Annotated in this window: 19 protein-coding genes; 9 read left to right on the top strand and 10 right to left on the bottom strand. The window is 39.2% G+C overall.

What is annotated here, in order from left to right; genetic code table 11:
* Positions 1–193 precede the first annotated feature (193 nt).
* Complete coding sequence (locus HYG93_RS11755) at positions 194–2,605, top strand: ExeM/NucH family extracellular endonuclease (protein WP_228198921.1); 2,412 nt, start codon at positions 194–196, stop codon at positions 2,603–2,605.
* Positions 2,606–2,707: 102 nt separating this feature from the next.
* Here the strand turns inward: HYG93_RS11755 and HYG93_RS11750 are convergent, their stop codons facing one another.
* The gene (locus HYG93_RS11750) at positions 2,708–4,651 is read right to left on the bottom strand and encodes an ATP-binding protein (protein ID WP_120365887.1); all 1,944 of its coding nucleotides are present in this window, start codon (positions 4,649–4,651) and stop codon (positions 2,708–2,710) included.
* A gap of 154 nt (positions 4,652–4,805) precedes the next feature.
* Positions 4,806–6,248 (bottom strand): SulP family inorganic anion transporter, encoded by a 1,443-nt coding sequence (locus tag HYG93_RS11745; protein ID WP_117007027.1) that lies wholly within the window; start codon positions 6,246–6,248, stop codon positions 4,806–4,808.
* Between the two features lie 215 nt (positions 6,249–6,463).
* On the opposite strand from HYG93_RS11745, the gene HYG93_RS11740 reads away from it, so the two are divergent.
* On the top strand, positions 6,464–7,075 hold the full coding sequence (locus HYG93_RS11740; protein ID WP_106986051.1) for a glutathione binding-like protein: 612 nt from the start codon (positions 6,464–6,466) through the stop codon (positions 7,073–7,075).
* 90 nt (positions 7,076–7,165) lie between these two features.
* Here HYG93_RS11740 and HYG93_RS11735 read toward each other — a convergent pair whose 3' ends face one another.
* From HYG93_RS11735 to HYG93_RS11705, 7 genes are all read right to left on the bottom strand, one after another.
* Positions 7,166–7,810, bottom strand: coding sequence for a hypothetical protein (locus tag HYG93_RS11735; protein WP_147396021.1), 645 nt, complete (start codon positions 7,808–7,810; stop codon positions 7,166–7,168).
* Between the two features lie 129 nt (positions 7,811–7,939).
* Positions 7,940–8,722: a thiazole synthase gene (locus tag HYG93_RS11730; protein WP_106986049.1), complete on the bottom strand. Its 783-nt coding sequence runs from the start codon at positions 8,720–8,722 to the stop codon at positions 7,940–7,942.
* Between the two features lie 11 nt (positions 8,723–8,733).
* Positions 8,734–8,931, bottom strand: a complete 198-nt coding sequence (thiS, locus tag HYG93_RS11725) for a sulfur carrier protein ThiS (RefSeq protein ID WP_106986048.1) — start codon at positions 8,929–8,931, stop codon at positions 8,734–8,736.
* A gap of 27 nt (positions 8,932–8,958) precedes the next feature.
* Positions 8,959–9,324, bottom strand: a complete 366-nt coding sequence (locus HYG93_RS11720; protein WP_106986070.1) for a DUF423 domain-containing protein — start codon at positions 9,322–9,324, stop codon at positions 8,959–8,961.
* Between the two features lie 153 nt (positions 9,325–9,477).
* A complete protein-coding gene (locus HYG93_RS11715; RefSeq protein ID WP_120365889.1) occupies positions 9,478–9,990 on the bottom strand; it encodes a hypothetical protein in 513 nt (170 codons plus the stop codon).
* A 123-nt stretch (positions 9,991–10,113) separates the two neighbouring features.
* Positions 10,114–10,983 carry an RNA polymerase sigma factor RpoH gene (gene rpoH / locus HYG93_RS11710; RefSeq protein ID WP_106986046.1) on the bottom strand — a complete coding sequence of 290 codons (870 nt, stop codon included), beginning with the start codon at positions 10,981–10,983 and terminating at the stop codon, positions 10,114–10,116.
* Positions 10,984–11,124: 141 nt separating this feature from the next.
* Entirely contained in the window at positions 11,125–11,361 is a 237-nt protein-coding gene (locus tag HYG93_RS11705) for a sulfurtransferase TusA family protein (protein ID WP_106986045.1), read from the bottom strand.
* 386 nt (positions 11,362–11,747) lie between these two features.
* Here HYG93_RS11705 and HYG93_RS11700 point away from each other — a divergent pair, with 386 nt between their 5' ends.
* On the top strand, positions 11,748–11,960 hold the full coding sequence (locus HYG93_RS11700) for a cold-shock protein (protein WP_005177104.1): 213 nt from the start codon (positions 11,748–11,750) through the stop codon (positions 11,958–11,960).
* 96 nt (positions 11,961–12,056) lie between these two features.
* The gene (gene rhlB / locus HYG93_RS11695) at positions 12,057–13,208 is read left to right on the top strand and encodes an ATP-dependent RNA helicase RhlB (protein WP_106986069.1); all 1,152 of its coding nucleotides are present in this window, start codon (positions 12,057–12,059) and stop codon (positions 13,206–13,208) included.
* A gap of 64 nt (positions 13,209–13,272) precedes the next feature.
* Here the strand turns inward: rhlB and HYG93_RS11690 are convergent, their stop codons facing one another.
* Positions 13,273–13,662: a hypothetical protein gene (locus tag HYG93_RS11690; RefSeq protein WP_120365890.1), complete on the bottom strand. Its 390-nt coding sequence runs from the start codon at positions 13,660–13,662 to the stop codon at positions 13,273–13,275.
* A 208-nt stretch (positions 13,663–13,870) separates the two neighbouring features.
* On the opposite strand from HYG93_RS11690, the gene HYG93_RS11685 reads away from it, so the two are divergent.
* From HYG93_RS11685 to gspM, 5 genes are all read left to right on the top strand, one after another.
* Positions 13,871–14,446 (top strand): nitroreductase, encoded by a 576-nt coding sequence (locus HYG93_RS11685; RefSeq protein ID WP_106986043.1) that lies wholly within the window; start codon positions 13,871–13,873, stop codon positions 14,444–14,446.
* 32 nt (positions 14,447–14,478) lie between these two features.
* Entirely contained in the window at positions 14,479–15,552 is a 1,074-nt protein-coding gene (locus HYG93_RS11680; RefSeq protein ID WP_106986042.1) for an NAD(P)H-dependent glycerol-3-phosphate dehydrogenase, read from the top strand.
* Between the two features lie 72 nt (positions 15,553–15,624).
* The gene (locus HYG93_RS11675; protein WP_106986041.1) at positions 15,625–16,080 is read left to right on the top strand and encodes a phosphoglycerate mutase family protein; all 456 of its coding nucleotides are present in this window, start codon (positions 15,625–15,627) and stop codon (positions 16,078–16,080) included.
* Between the two features lie 30 nt (positions 16,081–16,110).
* A complete protein-coding gene (gene gspL, locus HYG93_RS11670; protein ID WP_106986040.1) occupies positions 16,111–17,256 on the top strand; it encodes a type II secretion system protein GspL in 1,146 nt (381 codons plus the stop codon).
* Entirely contained in the window at positions 17,256–17,735 is a 480-nt protein-coding gene (gspM, locus tag HYG93_RS11665; protein ID WP_106986039.1) for a type II secretion system protein GspM, read from the top strand. The genes gspL and gspM overlap by 1 nt, the downstream gene beginning before the upstream one ends.
* The last annotated feature ends 87 nt before the right edge of the window (positions 17,736–17,822 follow it).

Raw genomic sequence — 17,822 nt, 5'->3', positions numbered from 1 at the left:
GCCTGAATTTGTTGTAAGGCCGAAGCTAAATTGTCATTTAGTTTTCATGGGCGTGTCATTTCGCCTAATTAGGCTGTAGATCTTTTGAACAACTTTTCAAATATTCATGAAAATACGAACATCTAAAAATTGCCATAGCCATAATTTAAATCCAAAATTATTAACGCTGTGTATATTGCTGAGTGGCTATAACATGTCTGCACATGCAGAGATTATGTTTAGTCAATATATTGATGGGGTATCAAACCAAAAAGGTGTCGAAATATATAACCCAGACCAAAAAACAGTGGATTTGTCTAATTATAATATTTTGCAATATAGCAATGGTGCGAGCATAGCGACAAATACGTTTGCCTTGTCTGGAAGCTTAGGGCCACAGCAGAAAATTATTGTGGGTCGCTCAGAATTACAGACGGCTTTAGCATCTATCAATACACCGTTTCAGTTTTTGACCAAAGCATTGTCATTTAATGGCGATGATGCATTGGTTTTGATGAACGGAAATACGGCAGTGGATCGTTTTGGGCGCGTTGGTGAAGATCCAGGAACAGGTTGGGGAACTGCGCTCTCCAGCTATCAAAATAGTTTAACGCGTATTCAGAAGAGCAATAATATAACATCGGTAAATCCAAACGCTGTATTTGATTTAGACAGCGAATGGACAAAATGGTCAGACCGTAGCGCATATAGTCGCCATTTATTTGCCAACACCACTGTACCACCTGACTTAGAAACTTTGAGCTGTAGCGCGACGACGACCCCTATTGCCGACCTACAAACGGCACCCTTAAATCAGTCATATACCGTACGTGGTGTAATGACCGCAGATTTTAGATATAGCAATGGCTTTAACGGTTTTTATGTACAAACCGTGGACAGTAAGGCCAAAGCGGGTCAAAACAATGCCATATTTGTGTATATACCCGCAAGTAGTGCGATTCAGGGTGCAAAAGTGGGTGATGAAGTGATTTTAAAAGGCAAGCTCACCAATTATCAAAATCAATTACAGCTTCAAGATTTAAGTAGCAATATTGTGGCTTGTCAGGAAAATGTCGCTTCTTTGGTACAGCCTCTAAGTATCAATTTACCTTTTGATAGCTTAGATGCGAGTACAGGAAATGTGCCTAAACGCTATCAAGGGATGTTGGTTAAACTGCCACAGAAGTTAACGGTCAGTGAAAATTATGAATATGGTCGCTATGGTTCTGTTGTGTTAAGCACAGCACGTCAATTTATTCCAACGAATTTATATCCAGCCAAGTCGCCAGAGGCAATCGCGTTGGCAAAACAAAATAAACTATCAAAAATTGTGCTTGATGATGGCTATAATAACCAAAATAGAACACCGTGGTTACCCGCGAATTTTAGTGCAAAAAATACCCTGCGCTCAGGCAATGAAATTCAAAATGCACAGGGCATATTAGAATATCGTTATGATCAATGGCGCATTCAGCCACGTCCAGATCTTGATGTACCTGTGCTCACGACCAGCTTAAATCCACGTACAGTGCCTATAGCCAAAGAGACTAAGCAAATACGTGTTGCATCTTTTAATGTGCTGAACTATGACAATGGTTTGCAAAAGGGCTTTCCTACCGAGCGTGGCGCAACAACACAAGCCGAGTTTGATAAACAACATCAAAAAATTGTCAGTGCGATGAAGCAAATTGATGCCGATGTATTTGCTTTAATGGAAATAGCAAACAATGGCTATAGCGATAAAAGTGCAATTGCATATTTAACCAAGGCTTTAGGCGCAGATTGGAAATATGTCGTTCCAGCGAAAGATAAACTCGGAAGCGATGCAATTGCTGTGGCGGTGATTTATAACAGCAAGCGTGTAATGCCTGTTGCTGAGCCTGTTGTTTATGATGATGCGACAAATTTGAACCGTGTGACATTTTTACAAAGCTTTAAGCCTGTAGCAGGGGGCAAACTGTTTACGGTGATTCCGAACCATTTAAAGTCGAAGGGAAGTTGTCCCACAGATGCGACCTCTTTAGATGCAGATCAAGGTGATGGACAAGGGTGTTGGAATGATTTGCGAACCAAGTCCGTTGCTAAGTTGATGCAATGGGTGGCAAAAGCACAAGTGAGTTTGACGCAAAAATCTAACGTGTTGCTATTGGGTGATATGAATAGCTATGCCAAAGAAGATCCAATTTTAGCCTTTGAAAAATCAAACTATAAAATTTTGCTCAATGATGAAAAAATTGGCCAAGGCCAGTCAGCCTATAGTTATGTCTTTGGGGTGGCGAGTAATAGCGAGGGTTATGGGGGTGCAGGTAATTTAGATCACGCAATTGCGGATGAAAATTTATATCCAATGGTGAAGCGAACTTTTGCTTGGCATATTAATGCCGATGAACCTACCGCATTAGATTATAACGATGAGTTTAAATCTGAAGAACAAAAGCAATTATTCTTTAATGCTGATGCATTTCGCTCATCCGATCATGATCCTGTAATTGTGGATTTAGATTTAAATGAAGTTACACCCCCCGCAGAAGATCATAAGACCAGTGGCGGTAGCATAGGTGTATTGGGCTTGCTGAGCATGCTTGGCTTAGCCTTATATGCGCAATTGAGTCGACGTAAGTCATAAGTGGGTAATATACTGTAGCTCAATTTAGAATGGTTTTATTGATTTTAAAATAAATAAAATAACTAATGCATCGCCAATGTGAATGACATTGGTGATGTTTTTTTATGGGTCTATTTTGGGTGTTATCATATTGTTTTGCAAAGGTAAAATCGCTTGGATTTGCGTATGTCCTGGCTGAGATTCAATACTAAAAGTACCACCAATACGCTGAATACGGGTTTGCATGCTTTGTAAACCGACATGTAAGCCAAACTGATCCGCTTGCGGGGTGAAGCCACAACCATTATCAATAATACTTAAAACCAGCTGTTGTACGTCATTTTCATGTAAACGAATCGTCACTTGGGTCGCCTGACTGTGTTTCATAATATTGGTTAGAGCTTCTTCGACTAAACGGGTCAGCGTTAAGCATTGTAATGCGGTTGGTGAAGTACCCCAATGTTGAGGAAGTTCCCACGTTGAACGGATATCCAGTTCTTCAAATAATTGTACAAAACGATGTCGAATTGTGGCTGCCCAATCAATGGGTGTTGCTGGAATCTCTGCACCTAAGCTCGCACCCGAATCAATCACTTGTCTTAAATCACTGCGTAACAGTTTTAAAATCGATAAGACCTGATTTTTTTCAATTTTTTCATTTTGTTCGAGCAATACCATTGAACGGAAAATCGATCCACCTAAACCATCATGCAGATCATGCGATAAGTTAATTCGTTCTTGCAAACGTGCATTTTGTACCGCAAGTTTTTGCTGCAAACCTAAAGACTCGGTCAGTTCTTGCTTAGTTTGCTTAATATTTTGTGTGAGTGTTTGATTAAATCGTTCAATTTCACGGGCGTTTCGTGCCAAACGAAATGCCAAGACAAATCCAATCACAGCCGATGAAAATGGTGCTGTATAAGGTGAAAGTGGTTTACCTTGTAGCGTGGACATGAAAATAGCGTCATGTATGGCAATAGGTACAAAAACCACATAGGTCACGGCTAAAAAATAGGTTTCAGGCAGGCGCGATTTATAGGCGAAGTATGGATAGCTAATGCATTTAGCAATAAAAATCAGTACAGTAATACCAAAAAATACTTGGATGACTTGGGCTGCATATTCAATCGGACTAACGGTAATACACGTTGATGCAATAATAGCAAAACCGAAAAGTGCTTTTTCAATTCTAGGAAAGCTAAAGCCCGCGAAGCGCCATGCACCTAAGCAACTAATAGCAACATAAAAGCAGAAAATAATGTTCTGAATGCGCTCTAGCTGCACACTTGTTAAAAATGAAATTGGGTCTGCATATATCACCAGTGTGCTATAACTTACCCATAAAAAAGATACCATTGCAAACCAGAAAAAAGCAGATTCTTTACGGCTGATCATCCAAACCAGTAAGCAAAATAAGCCAATAACCATATTAATCATGCTATTAAAATAAGGCAGAGTTTGCTTTTCTAATAACCAAGAATTATACAGTTTGTACATTTGCGTATAGTCACCTAAAGCGACATGCCCAATACCTGATTTTTGAATTTGATTGCCTTGTACTTGTATCCAAATAATATTTTTACCCTGATGCAAATTTGCAATTGGAATATTCCATAAATGCGGTTTTACCTGATTCCGCGAGATTGGCTCTGTAGTGGCAATATCACGCCATAACAAATTGTCATTAATAAAGACTTGGCCTGTTTGAGTAATACTTTCAATGCTCAGGCTAATTGGCGTAACAACAGTTGGGTTTGGGCACTGGTAATTCCATTCAATTTTGTACCATGCATTGCCATGATAGTTGGGCCAGCGATCATGCCAACGGTCAGGAAGTTGTTGAAGCTTTTGCCAACCTTGCTGAGGGATATTTTCAGGATAGTGGGCTGAGCCTTTTGCACTATAAATATTTTGGATGTGGGCTGTGCATTCTTGTTTTAGTATTGCTTGTTCAAAATTTGCATGCGCACTTGCACTGAATCCAAATAGACCAAAACAGAGCACAAACAGGCAAAATAAAGAAACCCATGCTGTTAAATGTAAAAAAATGGGGTGCTGTTTCAGCATGAGTACAAGAATAGCCTTAGCAAGATGAATTGTTATTGTATGTAAGTGTACATTAAAGCATCAAATAAATCTGTGAAATTAAACTAAAAAATTAAAAAAGCAGAATAAATGATTCTGCTTTTTAATATCAAATTTGAGTTGCAGGGATAGATGTTTAGTTATTTACACGATCAATTAAGGTTGCACTGGCTTCATTTAAACCAATGAGTTTTACGCTTATACTTTGTTGCTCAAATTTTTCGACTACTGTGTTGAGCATATTGACTGAGGTGATATCCCAAATATGTGCATGGCTAAGGTCAATGGTCACCTGTTGCACAGCGCGATTAAAATCAAAAAATTGATAAAATTTATCGGCACTGCTAAAAAAGATTTGCCCTGAAATCGTGTAATTGCTGTGAGTATTTGTATGGTCGACACTAACTTTCACTGAACTCTCTAATTGATTAATAATAAATAAAGCTGAGAGTAAAACACCAACAAATACGCCAAGCGCCAAGTTATGTGTTGCTAAGACTACGAGTACGACTGCAAGCATCACGATGTTGAATGCAGGTGTATGCTTATTAAATTGCTTAATGGCACCCCATTGGAAAGTCGTGAAAGAAACCATCACCATAATGGCAACCAGTGCTGCCATTGGTACATAAGCTAGCCAATCTTTAAAAAACACCACAAGGCAAAGCAGGAATACGCCTGCAACCAAAGTGGAGAGGCGAGTACGTGCACCTGAGCTCACATTGATAATCGATTGGCCAATCATGGCACAACCTGCCATACCGCCCATAAAGCCACTGATAATATTGGCATAACCTTGTCCACGGCATTCCTGATGGCGATCACCTTCAGTACCAGTCACTTCATTAATGACAGTAGTGGTCATCATAGTTTCAAGCAAGCCTACGGTGGCTAAAGTGATGGCATAAGGGAAAATAATCTGTAAGGTTTCAAAATTTAATGGAATGTCTGGAATTAAAAAAATTGGTAAGGTGTCTGGGAAGTGGCCTAGGTCGCTGACGGTACGCATATCGGCACCTAAGCCTAATGCCAACAGGCTCAGCACAATAATACAAATTAGCGGAGAGGGGATTGCTTTACCAATTTTAGGGATAAAGGGAAATAAGTAAATGATGGCTAAACCTAGGGCCATAAATAAATAGCCTAAGCTATCCATTTTTGCCATTTCAGGCACTTGAGCAACAAAGATTAAAATCGCTAAAGCATTTAGGAAGCCATAGACCACCGCTTGTGAGACAAAGCGCATGAGTTTGGCCACTTGAAAATAGCCTGCAATCACTTGAATAATGCCGGTGAGAACCGTAGCTGCCAATAAGTATTGTAAGCCATGTGTTTTCACTAGGGTGATCATGAGTAAGGCCATGGCACCAGTGGCTGCTGAAATCATGGCAGGTCTACCACCAAAAAAAGCAATACTCACCGCAATACAAAATGATGCATATAGACCAACTTGTGGATCTACACCAGCAATGGCAGAAAAGGCGATTGATTCAGGGATTAAGGCTAAACCGACCACCAAGCCAGCCAATACATCGGTACGAATGTTGGAAAACCATTCATCTTTTTTAAGCTTTAGCACAGTCTTTTTCATCAAATTGAAAACCTGCGTATGTTAAATCATCTTCAATACAAAAAGCATGACGGTTTAACTTGAAAAAAATCCATTTATGCACAATATTCAAAGCATAGGTGAAATTTAGTCATTTATGCTTTTTGCAATTTACAGGTTCGATCACTTGAAAGTTTGTTAGAAGAGATTTAAAACAGTTAATAGTTAAATAACAAGGATCAAATATGAAGCTCTACTATGCGCCAGGTGCATGCTCATTGGCAGCCCATATCATTTTAAATGAAATTAATGTCGATTTTGATTTAGTACGCGTAGACCTAAAAACACATAAAACAGAAAAGGGCACCGATTACTACGACGTAAACCCAAAAGGCTATGTGCCAGCACTTGAAATTAACCCAGGCTTGATCCTTACTGAGAACGTCGCTATTTTGCCATTTTTGGCTCAGCATGATCCAAAACAAGATTTGATCCCACCTTCAGGCTTAGGCCGTGCCAAAGTACTTGAGTGGTTAGGTTACTTAAACTCAGAATTACACGATGCCTATGCTGTATTTTTTGGTGGCGCACTTGATGAAGCTGGCAAAGAAAAGGGCTATAAAGAGATTGATCGTTTATTAACATACATCGATAAAGCAATTGGTGAGTCAGATAACGATTACTTGGTTGATGATAACTTTGGCCCAGCGGATGCTTATTTATTCGTTTTAACAAACTGGTCGAATGTTATTCATCACGACTTAACGCCGTATAAAAACATTATTGCTATCCGAAATAACGTGGCAGCACGCCAATCCGTGCAAATCGCTATGCGTGATGAAGGCCTCATTCCTTAATCATGACAGCATAAAAAAGCCGCCAAATGTGGCGGCTTTTTTCATTTCTTAGATTAGAGGTGTTCAAAACTAGAAATTCGCATATAAAATTTAATATTCAAATTGGCTGTAAAAGTCAGCAAAATTGATATTGGCTAAAGTGAATTTTTGATGGCTTTTAAAATTGCTCCATTTTGTTTGGGGTTTTCGGATGTCAAACATATTGCCCCCCACAATTTCTTTACGTTTCATGGTTGAAAAGTTATAGCTCTTATTGGTTTCATCACCACTGGCTCTATGAAAGCTGTAGTAATCAAAACCAATTGATTCAAATCCATTATTTTGCCATCTAAAAGCATAATTGTGTCTTGGCCATTCCCAGCCCCCACAAGACATAAAATAACTGAACTCAATTGAAAGTACGCCTTTATTGATACTGATACCCTCTGATTCTGCAAGCGGGTCAAGTAAACACGAGTTAGGCTGTTCTGCTACAGGAAGGCTTTGGTTTTCTGCGACTAATTTATAACCTTGAGGTGTATTAAAAAATACTACGAGTTTTCGGGCATTGTTGTGGAGTGCTTCGCCATTGTCCTTTGTTAATGGAAGGTCAGTTTGTTTTTTTTCAAGTACGAGAGCAATATCACTACGTCCATCTTTATTTAAATCGCCTGAAGCGCCAGATAAAACAGACCAGCCTATTGGTGCTAGCTGGCTATATTTCTGTGGTACTTGTGCAAAAGCAAAAATAGGCAAACTACTCAATAAGATTGGAAATATGCGTGGTGTTATTTTTTTCATTATTAGCATCCAAAGTATCACCCAAAATAAAAGAGGACTATTGCAGTCCTCTTTTATAACCAAAATTTGCTTTTCAGGAAATATCTATTTGAAGAAGTAGCCTGTTTCAGGTGAGCTGGCATTGGCCATTCGTTTACGTGGCATACGACCCGCAAGGAAAGCTTCACGCCCAGCTTCAACTGCTTTACGCATTGCAGATGCCATTAACACTGGGTTTTGTGCAGCAGCAATTGCAGTATTCATGAGTACACCGTCGCAACCTAATTCCATTGCAATGGCAGCATCACTGGCTGTGCCTACACCTGCATCCACCAATACAGGCACTTTGGCATTTTCTTTAATAATTGAAAGTGTATGTGGGTTTAAGATCCCTAAACCAGAACCAATCAAGCTTCCCAAAGGCATAATGGCAACACAGCCCATACTTTCAAGTTCTTGCGCCACGATTGGGTCATCTGAGGTATAGACCATAATCTCAAAGCCATCGTCAATGAGAGTGCGCGCCGCTTTTAAAGTTTCGGTTACATTTGGATAGAGTGTCTTTTCATCACCCAAAACTTCAAGCTTCACTAAGTTGTGACCATCCAAAAGTTCACGTGCCAGCATACAGGTACGAACTGCGCTTTTGGCATCGAAGCAACCCGCCGTATTGGGTAAAATCGTATATTTCTCTGGTGGAACAACCGAAAGCAGATTTGGTTGATCTGGGTGCTGTCCAATGTTCACGCGACGAATGGCCACGGTCACAATTTCTGCGCCACTGGCTTGAATTGCTAAGTCAGTTTCATGTAGGTCCTTATATTTACCTGTACCCACTAACAGGCGTGAGTTAAAGGTACGTGAACCAATTTTAAATGTATCTTCCATGGGAGCTCCGATTAACCGCCACCGACGGCTTGAATAATCTCAATACGATCTGCATCACAAATAGGGCTTTGTGCTAATTTGCTTTTGGGAATAATCATTTCATTTTGTTCAACGGCAAAACGTTTGCCATCTAGAGCGAGTTCTTGAATCAATTCTAGAAGTGTGGTGCAAGTCGTTTGCTGTACTTCACCATTTAAGTAAATCTGCATGGCTTCATTTCCTAAGCAGTTGCTATATTATTTTGCGTATTTAAAAGCATTCCAAGCCAAAATTAGCCAGCCTAAAATCATCAGTGCGCCACCAATTGGCGTAATTGCACCCAGCATACGCGGTAAGCCCAAAGCCATGATGTAAAGTGAGCCACAAAAGAACACAATGCCGACTTGAATGAGCCAGAAACTGACTTTAATGGGGAGTTGAGGGATGACTTTGCTCAGGATTGCAAGGGCTAATAACCCTAGTGCGTGATAGAAGAAATAGTCTGTTGCGGTTTGCCACCATGCGAGTTGCTCGATTGAGGCTATTTTTTTTAAACCATGTGCGCCAAATGCGCCAAGCATGACAGCGAGGGCGAGGTTAATCGCAGAGATTCCAATCCACATGCGCAAGTTACCCTGATAAGATTTGCGCATTACCTTAGCATATTAGGCTTAGCTGGTTAAGTCGATTTAAAGAGTTTCTCTAATCCTTATTTTATAAACTATTAATTTTGAGTTTATAAAAAGGCTAAGTGCTTTGTACCTAGCCTTTTTGTATTATTTATCAGAAATTAAAACTTTGACTATAGTTTCATCATGTTCCATACCATTTTGTGTGAAAGTGAGTACAGTTTTAAGATCACTCACTTGTGACCAAGACTCTCCTAATGATTTTCCATTAATTCCTCGAAATTTAGTTCCGCCGACAGCAATAGCACTGTGCGTAATTTTCATTGGAATCCATGTGTGAGTATCTTTAAAAAAACCAATAACCTTTCCAGCTGGAATATCAGAAATACCATCCCATTCAGTGTGAAAAGTATAAAAATAATGAATCCATTCTTTTGTGTTGTAATGTTTTAAACAATATAAATCATGGGCAGATAAATGCGGTTTTTTTAGAAAATGAATTAACGCAGCTGCATCATGGCAAACGGCACCGTTATTTAATAGGTCAGATAGACTGTTAAAGGTATCTATGTTTTTCATGAGAAGGTTTGCTTGATTTATTCGAATAGCACTATTTAACCCGTCAATTAAAACAGAGTTGTTATTGTTATATACAGTCATAAGAAGCTCTTGTTAGTAATAATTAAGTTAATATTTATAATTTTCATAGATATTATAGTTAAACTTATAAATAGCAATAATAAAAAAAGCGCCGAAGCGCTTTTTCTGACGAAAGGGAATAAATTAATTCGACGACATCGCCACTTTAATTTTTTCCATCGCATTTTTTTCTAACTGACGAATACGTTCTGCAGACACATTATATTCAGCTGCCAGTTCATGCAAAGTCGATTTTTCATCATCTAACCATCGACGCTGTAAAATGTTGCGAGAACGATCATCTAACTGTTCCATTGCTTCATGAAGCGCAGATGTACTTTGTTCTTCATAGTCTTCATTTTCAATCAGACGAGCAGGGTCATAGCGGTTATCTTCTAGGTATAACGCTGGTGCAACGTGGCTTGAACCTTCATCGTCGTCATCGCCAGTGGCTTCAAAAGCAGCATCGTATGCAGTTAAACGACCTTCCATTTCTAAAACTTGTTCAGCGGTAACGTTTAAGTCTTTAGCAATAGATTGCGCTTCTTCTAGCGTCAATTTTTTAGACGATTTTTTAAGGCTACGTAAGTTAAAAAATAATTTACGCTGTGCTTTGGTTGTTGCAATTTTTACAATACGCCAGTTACGAATAACATATTCGTGAATTTCGGCTTTAATCCAGTGCACAGCAAAAGAAACTAAACGAACGCCCATATTAGGGTCGAAGCGTTTAACAGCTTTCATTAAGCCAAGGTTGCCTTCTTGGATTAAATCTCCTTGAGGTAATCCATAGCCAGCATAGCTACGAGCAATATGCACAACAAAACGTAAATGCGACATGACCAGCATTTTTGCTGCGTCTAAATCTTGGTCGTAGTAATAACGTTCCGCCAAGGCTTTTTCTTGTTCGGCTGTCAAAATTGGAATCTGGTTTACAGTACTGATATAAGCACCAAGATTCACCCCAGGCGCCGATAATGACAGGGGCATCAATTGATTGCTGCTGTCACTCATGTATTCTCCTTAAGGGTATGATGGAATTACCCAGTAATTGATTTCAATATTAATCCAATATTTCCGTAAATTATGGAAAATTGGGTATAGAAATGTAAAGTTTTATTCAAATTTGAAGCAAATTATTTTAACTGAAAATATTTAAGATTCAATTAAGTAATGAAACTCAGAATCTGAAACTTTATTCAGTTGGAAATTTAAATTGTGTATTTCGCAATAGCGACTCACATCTTGTTGGCTATGCGGGTCAGACGACTTGAGCAACAACAATTTTCCAGTTTGGCTTTTAAGGGCTTTTTTTAACATGAGCAATGGCATTGGGCAAGGTTTTCCCATCGCATCTACTATATAAGCTTCAGTGTTCTGAAAATCACTCATAAAACAGTTGTTCAATCATCAATATAATAGCAATAAAGATATTAGCAAATTGAATGCCAAAACCAAACAAAAATGCCAAATTTAGCCAAAAATCTAACTCAAAATTTGTGCAAAGTATGTGTTAAAAAATGCGCAGTTAAAATGCAAATAAGTCGAAAAAAAATCTATTATTTGAAATTTAGCCGTGTTAAGCTCGACGGCGTACTAGGAGTTATAACAACTATAAATTGTTTCAACACCTGCTATATAAATGGATATAACCGGGATTTTGTTAATAGTTTTACAGAATGATTACAAGTTTTAAAAAAATAAAGAGTTTTAAACCTTGTTTGTCTGCTGTTTGCAACACCGGGTGGTCCTTCTTATACATCTATGAGGATTAACTAATGACAGCTCGTGAACAAGGCGTAGTTAAATGGTTTAACGATACTAAAGGCTTCGGCTTTATCCAACGCAATGGCGGTGACGATGTATTCGTTCACTTCCGTGCTATTCAAGGCGAAGGTCACCGTTCACTACGTGACGGTCAACGCGTTGAATTCAGCGTTGTAAAAGGCCAAAAAGGCTTCCAAGCTGAAGAAGTTCAGCCTTTAGACTAATCGAAAGATTAATCTAAAAACGCCCCAATGTATATTGGGGCGTTTTTTGTTTATAATGCATCATATTTTGCGATTACCAAGTTAGAGCACAGCTTTATGTCATCTGGTTTTGATACCTTAAATTTACACCCTAAACTGAAACAAGCGATTGATGCTTTAGGCTTTACAAAAATGACGCCTATTCAGCAAAAGGTTTTGAAATTTACGCTGGCGGGACATGATGCCATTGGTCGCGCACAAACAGGTACGGGTAAAACTGCAGCCTTTTTGGTGAGTGTTATTAATGATTTATTAAATAACCCCATTAAAGAGCAACGTTTCCGTGGTGAGCCTCGCGCATTAATTTTAGCGCCAACGCGTGAATTGGCTTTGCAAATTGAAAGTGATGCCAAAGAATTAACTAAATTTACAGATTTACATTTAGTCACAATGCTTGGTGGTGTTGACTTTGATAAGCAACGTGCTGAATTGAATAAAAACTTTGTCGATATCATGGTGGCAACACCAGGTCGTTTAATCGATTTTGTTGAGCAAAAAGAAATTTGGCTAGATCAAATTGAATTTTTAGTGATTGATGAAGCTGATCGTTTACTTGATATGGGCTTTATTCCATCGGTAAAACGTATCGTGCGTTATTCACCACGTAAAGAACAACGTCAAACCTTGATGTTCTCAGCAACCTTTAGCTATGACGTATTAAACTTAGCACAACAGTGGTTGTTTGAGCCTGTTACAGTTGAAATCGAACCAGAAAAGAAAACCAATGCAGATGTTGAGCAACGTGTGTATATGGTTGCTAAATCAGATAAATATAAGTTGTTGCAAGAAATTTTACGTGACGAACCGATTGAGAAAGTGATGATTTTTGCCAATCGTCGTGATCAAGTGCGTAAACTTTATGATCATCTGAAAAAAGATGATTATAAAGTGGTGATGTTGTCAGGTGAAATTGCTCAAGACAAACGCTTAAAAATGTTAGATCAATTTAAAAATGGCAAGCACAATATTATGATTGCAACCGATGTTGCTGGTCGTGGTATTCATGTGGATGGCGTATCGCATGTGATTAATTTTACCTTGCCAGAACAGTCAGATGACTATGTGCATCGTATTGGTCGTACAGGTCGTGCGGGTTCACGTGGTGTAAGTATTAGCTTCTTATCTGAAGATGACGCGTTCTATTTGCCGGAAATTGAAAAAGCTATTGGTCAAAAATTACCATTAACCCGTTTGGATGGTTATTGTTAATTAATTGCATAGTTTTTAAGGCAAAAAACCGCTCTATGAGCGGTTTTTTTATGGTTGGCTTAATTTAGTTTGCTCTACAGCTAAATGTTAAAACGGTTTGGTAATCGTCATCTTTATTTAAACCAGTGTTGGTGCCCGAAATACTACCTAAAATGCCCGCAGCAGCTTGTACCATTTGCCCTGTTTTTTCATCAAGCACGCCTTTGAGTGCACCGTTGTATTCGGTTTTTTCATCTACAACTACAGGGGATGCACTTTTACCACAGGTGCTATTGGCTGCTGAAATGGCATTATTTTTAGCAATAAGTTGCGTTTTACCTACGGCAGTGACTTCGTATTGATTATTTGGTTTTTGGATGGCCAATGATTGTGTTGGGGTTGATGCACATGCACTAAGTAGTAATACAGATGCGAGAGAAGATGTAACCCATAAGTCTTGTTGATTAAATTTCATTTGAATGCCTTTCAATGAGTTTTTTATATTTGAACACAACTTTTAGGTCAATTAAGGAGCTTGCTGTATGACTTCTGCAACATTGAGCGCTCAATGTGCGTCTCAAAAGATTGGAAATATCGTGGTTTTCATTCTGTAAAGCTTCTAGAGTAAGTCATTGAGAATATGCTAATCTTGGAGCACAGTTTTTAAAGTGATATCGATGTCAATGTCAGAATCAGCGGTTGAAATAGTTCATCAAAACATTCATCAGCGTCAATCAATTGGGCACTTGGTGGAGCCTGCACCAAATGCAGCACAACTTGAGCAAGCCTTTCAAGCTGCAATGACTGCGCCAGATCATCATCGTTTAAAACCAACCCGTTTTGTGGTTATTCCTGCAACTGAGCGCGAAGCATTTGGTGACTTGTTGTCACAGGCTCTGGCAGATACAGGGCAAACTGAGGAAGCACAATTAGAGCGTGTTAAAAACCATCCTTTTCGTGCCCCATTGTTGGTACTGGCATTAACCAAATTACAAGATCACCCTAAGGTGCCACATTTTGAACAAATTTTAAGTTCAGGTGCTGCGGTGCAAAACTTTTTACTTTCTTTACAAAGTCATGGTTATTCAACCATGTGGCGTAGTGGTGCGGTGGTTGAATCTAAATTGTTTAAGCAAGCGTTGGGTTTAACATCAGCAGATTTAATTTCAGGCATTATTTATATTGGTACTGCAGTGAAGGCAATTCCACCACGTGCAGAAATTCACACTACTGAATTTGTCAGTGAATGGCATAAATAATATAGACAAAAGAAGATTAGGAAATAATAAAAATGTCAGATTTGAAATTTTCAGACTTGGTGGAACCTGTTGTCGTTAATCAAAAGACAGCTTTACGTGTGACTGTATTGGGTGGTGGTAGTTTTGGTACGGCTATGGCCAATACAGCGGTACGTAATGGTTGCGAAACCATGATTTGGATTCGTGACGAAGCAATTGCTGCTGATATTAATGCTACACATATTAATAAACGCTATTTGCCTGATTTTATGTTAGAGGCTGGATTACAAGCGACTTCTGATTTAGAAAAAGCAGTGCGTGATCGTGACATTATTTTTGTTGCAATTCCAAGCCATTCTTTTCGAAGTGTTTTAGAGCAAATTAAGCCATTTATTAGTGCGCAAGCTGTGGTGTCCTTAACGAAAGGAATTGAGGCTAAAACGTTTAGCTTTATGAGTGACATTATTCGTGAAGTCTTGCCAGAAGTGCCTTATGGAGTTTTGTCTGGGCCAAATTTAGCCAAAGAAATTGTCGCGGGTCAGCCTGCGGGTACAGTGATTGCAAGTGAATCTGAGTTAGTTCGTTATGCAGTACAGCAAGCCTTACACAGCGCGTTATTTCGTGTTTTTGCTAGTGATGATGTGCATGGTGTAGAGCTTGGCGGCGCATTAAAAAATATTTATGCAGTTGCAATGGGTATGGCGGCTGCTTATAAAGTAGGTGAAAATACGAAAAGTATGATCCTTACGCGTGCTTTAGCAGAGATGAGTCGTTTTGCAGTTAAATTAGGCGCAAACCCGCTTACTTTCTTGGGGCTTTCAGGTGTGGGTGATTTATTTGCCACTTGTAACAGCCCGCTCAGTCGTAATTATCAAGTGGGTTTTGCTTTGGGCTCAGGTAAAAGCTTAGAACAGGCAACCACAGAATTAGGGCAAACAGCGGAAGGTATTAATACCATTGTGCAAGTTAAAGCTCGTTCTGAAGAACTAGACGTTTATATGCCGATTACCAGTGCTTTATATGATGTTATTTTTGAAGGCGCACCACCTTTAAGTATTGCACTGTCATTAATGAAAAATGGTCATCGTAGCGATGTAGAGTTTGTGTTACCGCACCAACACGTTTAAATTAAGTCGCTCATGGCACATCATTTTGTCATGAGCGATAGATATAATGATGCATAAAAATAGGGAAATCGTATGCAACTGACTTTAATTCGACATGGTGAAGCAGCGCCACCTGTAATGGGGAATGATACGCAACGTCCTTTGACTGAGCGAGGGCACTTGCAAGCACAGCAAACAGCAGAAGCAGTCAGCGCATTAACCCAACCAGATGTATTTGTGGTAAGCCCATTACTACGCGCACAACAAACTTTGGCACATTTACAACGTTATTTTCCGAATGTACCTGTAGTGGTGTGTGATGCAATCAAGCCAGATGATGATGCAAAAGTCGCAGTGGAATGGCTGTCTTATTTGCCTTATGATTCGATTACTGTGGTGTGTCACATGAATGTGGTTGCACATATTGCATCTATTTTAACTACAGAATCATTTCAACCATTTGCATTGGCTGAAGCGCGAATTTATGATCAGGCTGTGATTGCGGCAGGTTTATCAACACAAAAAAAAGCAATTGTACCAAACGCATAATAAATTAATTAAAACGGCAGTAAATAATCGATGTTGTATATATGGATGCCTGAAGCCAATGGGGTTTGGCAATGGTCTAAAGGGGAGTTTTGGCAACAAGCTTCTAGCCTAGAGCAGTTAATACAAGATATTCGTGACTATCATGGCAAGGACGCGACCGTGTTTTTCCCAAGCTGTGATATTCAGCTCATCCAGCAGCAATTTTCCAAAGCACAATACAAAAAATTAGGCCCAGAGGGTGTGAAATATCTATTGGAAGAATATGTGATTCTGCCATTAGATTATATGAAGGTCTTTCATCATTTTGAAAACCCAGAACAGCTTTCTGTGATGGGTGTTGCACAAAGCACAGCTGAAACGATGCAACATGCTTTAGCATTAATTCCAGTCAAGGTGCAGGCTTTATTGCCAGATTTCTTAGTGCTACCAGAACCAGAACCAAATCAACTGATCATTGCTGATATTGCAGGGCATTTGTTGGTGCGTGAAAATAAATATGCGGGCCAATCCATTGATGATTTGTCTTTATATTTGGACTATCAAACACTTGCTGAAGATACAAAAGTCAAAGTCAGTCATTTAAATAATGCTCAATTGCAAAGTTTAAATGCAGTGGCAACACAGGATCACGTGGAGTCATTTCAATATGTGATTCCCGCATTTAAAAAGCCACAAACGCATCCTTGGAATATTTTACCTAAAGCAAAAAATCAATCTGGTGTTTCGGGTTATTGGAAAGCTTGTGCGACCGTACTTTGTGCCTTTATATTTGTGCAATTTGGTTATGATGCAATTCGTTGGTATCAAAATAAAAAAGTTGCCGATTTAACTGCAGTACAAGCTGTAGATCAGTTTAAGTCTTGGTTTGGTCAGAGCTATCCTGTTACAGAGCAAACCCTAAAAAGCCAATTTGAAGCGCAATTACGTCTTAATCAAACGGGAAATACGCAAGCATTGCAATTGTTGAGTCGTGTAGGGCCTGTGCTCATGCAGCATCAAGTGGTGGCAAATCGAGTGAGCTATGAAGCCTCTGTATTAAATATGGAACTCAAGGCCAGCTCTGCACAAGTATTGCAACAATTAACAGAGCAATTGAATCAGCAAGGCTTTAAAGTTGAATTGGGAAATATTCAGCCTAAAGATAACGGCGCTGTTGGACAGGTGAAAATACAATAATGAAAGCACTTGAAAATATGCAAAATGGCTTAGACCGTCAAATTGAACGGATTTCTGACTATTTAGAACATTTGTCTGCACGTGAACGCGTAATGGTGATTTTTACCACAATTTTTGTGCTGGTATCTGCTGTAGGGGCATCGCTGTTTTACATGCATAAAGCCGCAGAGTTTCAACAAAATCGTTTAAATGGTTTAAAAGACACGATAGTTTGGATGCAAAGTAATGCAGTCACCATGAAAGCCTCAACAGAAAATGGTTTGTCGGTTGCAGATAAAGTGCAACGTGTTGCACAGCAGCAAGGTTTGTCTGTAGCCTCTCAAGCAATCGGGGAGCAAATCAACATTGCTGTGAGCCATGAAAACTATGCAGTTTTAGCTAATTTTTTAACTCAGTTAGTTCAAATGGGCTTAAGTATTGAAAAAATGGAACTTAGTTCTGAAAGTGGGCAGATTAAATTAACAGCGGCTGTACGATAATCGGTAAAAATAAAGAACTGCTAAGCATGGTGTTTTTGTGATGCTATGCCTATAATATGCCGACTTAGCAAGCAGTGACTTTTTCAG

This window comes from Acinetobacter sp. SwsAc6 (assembly GCF_013391565.1).
GTDB classification, from domain to species: Bacteria; Pseudomonadota; Gammaproteobacteria; order Pseudomonadales; family Moraxellaceae; genus Acinetobacter; species Acinetobacter cumulans.
Note: the sequence above shows the minus strand (reverse complement) of the source record. Positions and strands in the feature narration are given on the sequence as shown.

What these genes read in the sequence shown, in the direction of transcription:
- HYG93_RS11705 (WP_106986045.1), bottom strand. Translation starts at nt 11,361, where the DNA reads ATGAGTGATTTTCAGAACACTGAAGCTTATATAGTAGATGCGATGGGA.
- HYG93_RS11750 (WP_120365887.1), bottom strand. Translation starts at nt 4,651, where the DNA reads ATGCTGAAACAGCACCCCATTTTTTTACATTTAACAGCATGGGTTTCT.
- rhlB (WP_106986069.1), top strand. Translation starts at nt 12,057, where the DNA reads ATGTCATCTGGTTTTGATACCTTAAATTTACACCCTAAACTGAAACAA.
- HYG93_RS11755 (WP_228198921.1), top strand. Translation starts at nt 194, where the DNA reads ATGTCTGCACATGCAGAGATTATGTTTAGTCAATATATTGATGGGGTA.
- HYG93_RS11740 (WP_106986051.1), top strand. Translation starts at nt 6,464, where the DNA reads ATGAAGCTCTACTATGCGCCAGGTGCATGCTCATTGGCAGCCCATATC.
- HYG93_RS11730 (WP_106986049.1), bottom strand. Translation starts at nt 8,722, where the DNA reads ATGGAAGATACATTTAAAATTGGTTCACGTACCTTTAACTCACGCCTG.
- HYG93_RS11675 (WP_106986041.1), top strand. Translation starts at nt 15,625, where the DNA reads ATGCAACTGACTTTAATTCGACATGGTGAAGCAGCGCCACCTGTAATG.
- rpoH (WP_106986046.1), bottom strand. Translation starts at nt 10,983, where the DNA reads ATGAGTGACAGCAGCAATCAATTGATGCCCCTGTCATTATCGGCGCCT.
- HYG93_RS11680 (WP_106986042.1), top strand. Translation starts at nt 14,479, where the DNA reads ATGTCAGATTTGAAATTTTCAGACTTGGTGGAACCTGTTGTCGTTAAT.
- HYG93_RS11715 (WP_120365889.1), bottom strand. Translation starts at nt 9,990, where the DNA reads ATGACTGTATATAACAATAACAACTCTGTTTTAATTGACGGGTTAAAT.
- gspM (WP_106986039.1), top strand. Translation starts at nt 17,256, where the DNA reads ATGAAAGCACTTGAAAATATGCAAAATGGCTTAGACCGTCAAATTGAA.
- HYG93_RS11685 (WP_106986043.1), top strand. Translation starts at nt 13,871, where the DNA reads ATGTCAGAATCAGCGGTTGAAATAGTTCATCAAAACATTCATCAGCGT.
- thiS (WP_106986048.1), bottom strand. Translation starts at nt 8,931, where the DNA reads ATGCAGATTTACTTAAATGGTGAAGTACAGCAAACGACTTGCACCACA.
- HYG93_RS11720 (WP_106986070.1), bottom strand. Translation starts at nt 9,324, where the DNA reads ATGTGGATTGGAATCTCTGCGATTAACCTCGCCCTCGCTGTCATGCTT.
- HYG93_RS11690 (WP_120365890.1), bottom strand. Translation starts at nt 13,662, where the DNA reads ATGAAATTTAATCAACAAGACTTATGGGTTACATCTTCTCTCGCATCT.
- gspL (WP_106986040.1), top strand. Translation starts at nt 16,111, where the DNA reads ATGTTGTATATATGGATGCCTGAAGCCAATGGGGTTTGGCAATGGTCT.
- HYG93_RS11700 (WP_005177104.1), top strand. Translation starts at nt 11,748, where the DNA reads ATGACAGCTCGTGAACAAGGCGTAGTTAAATGGTTTAACGATACTAAA.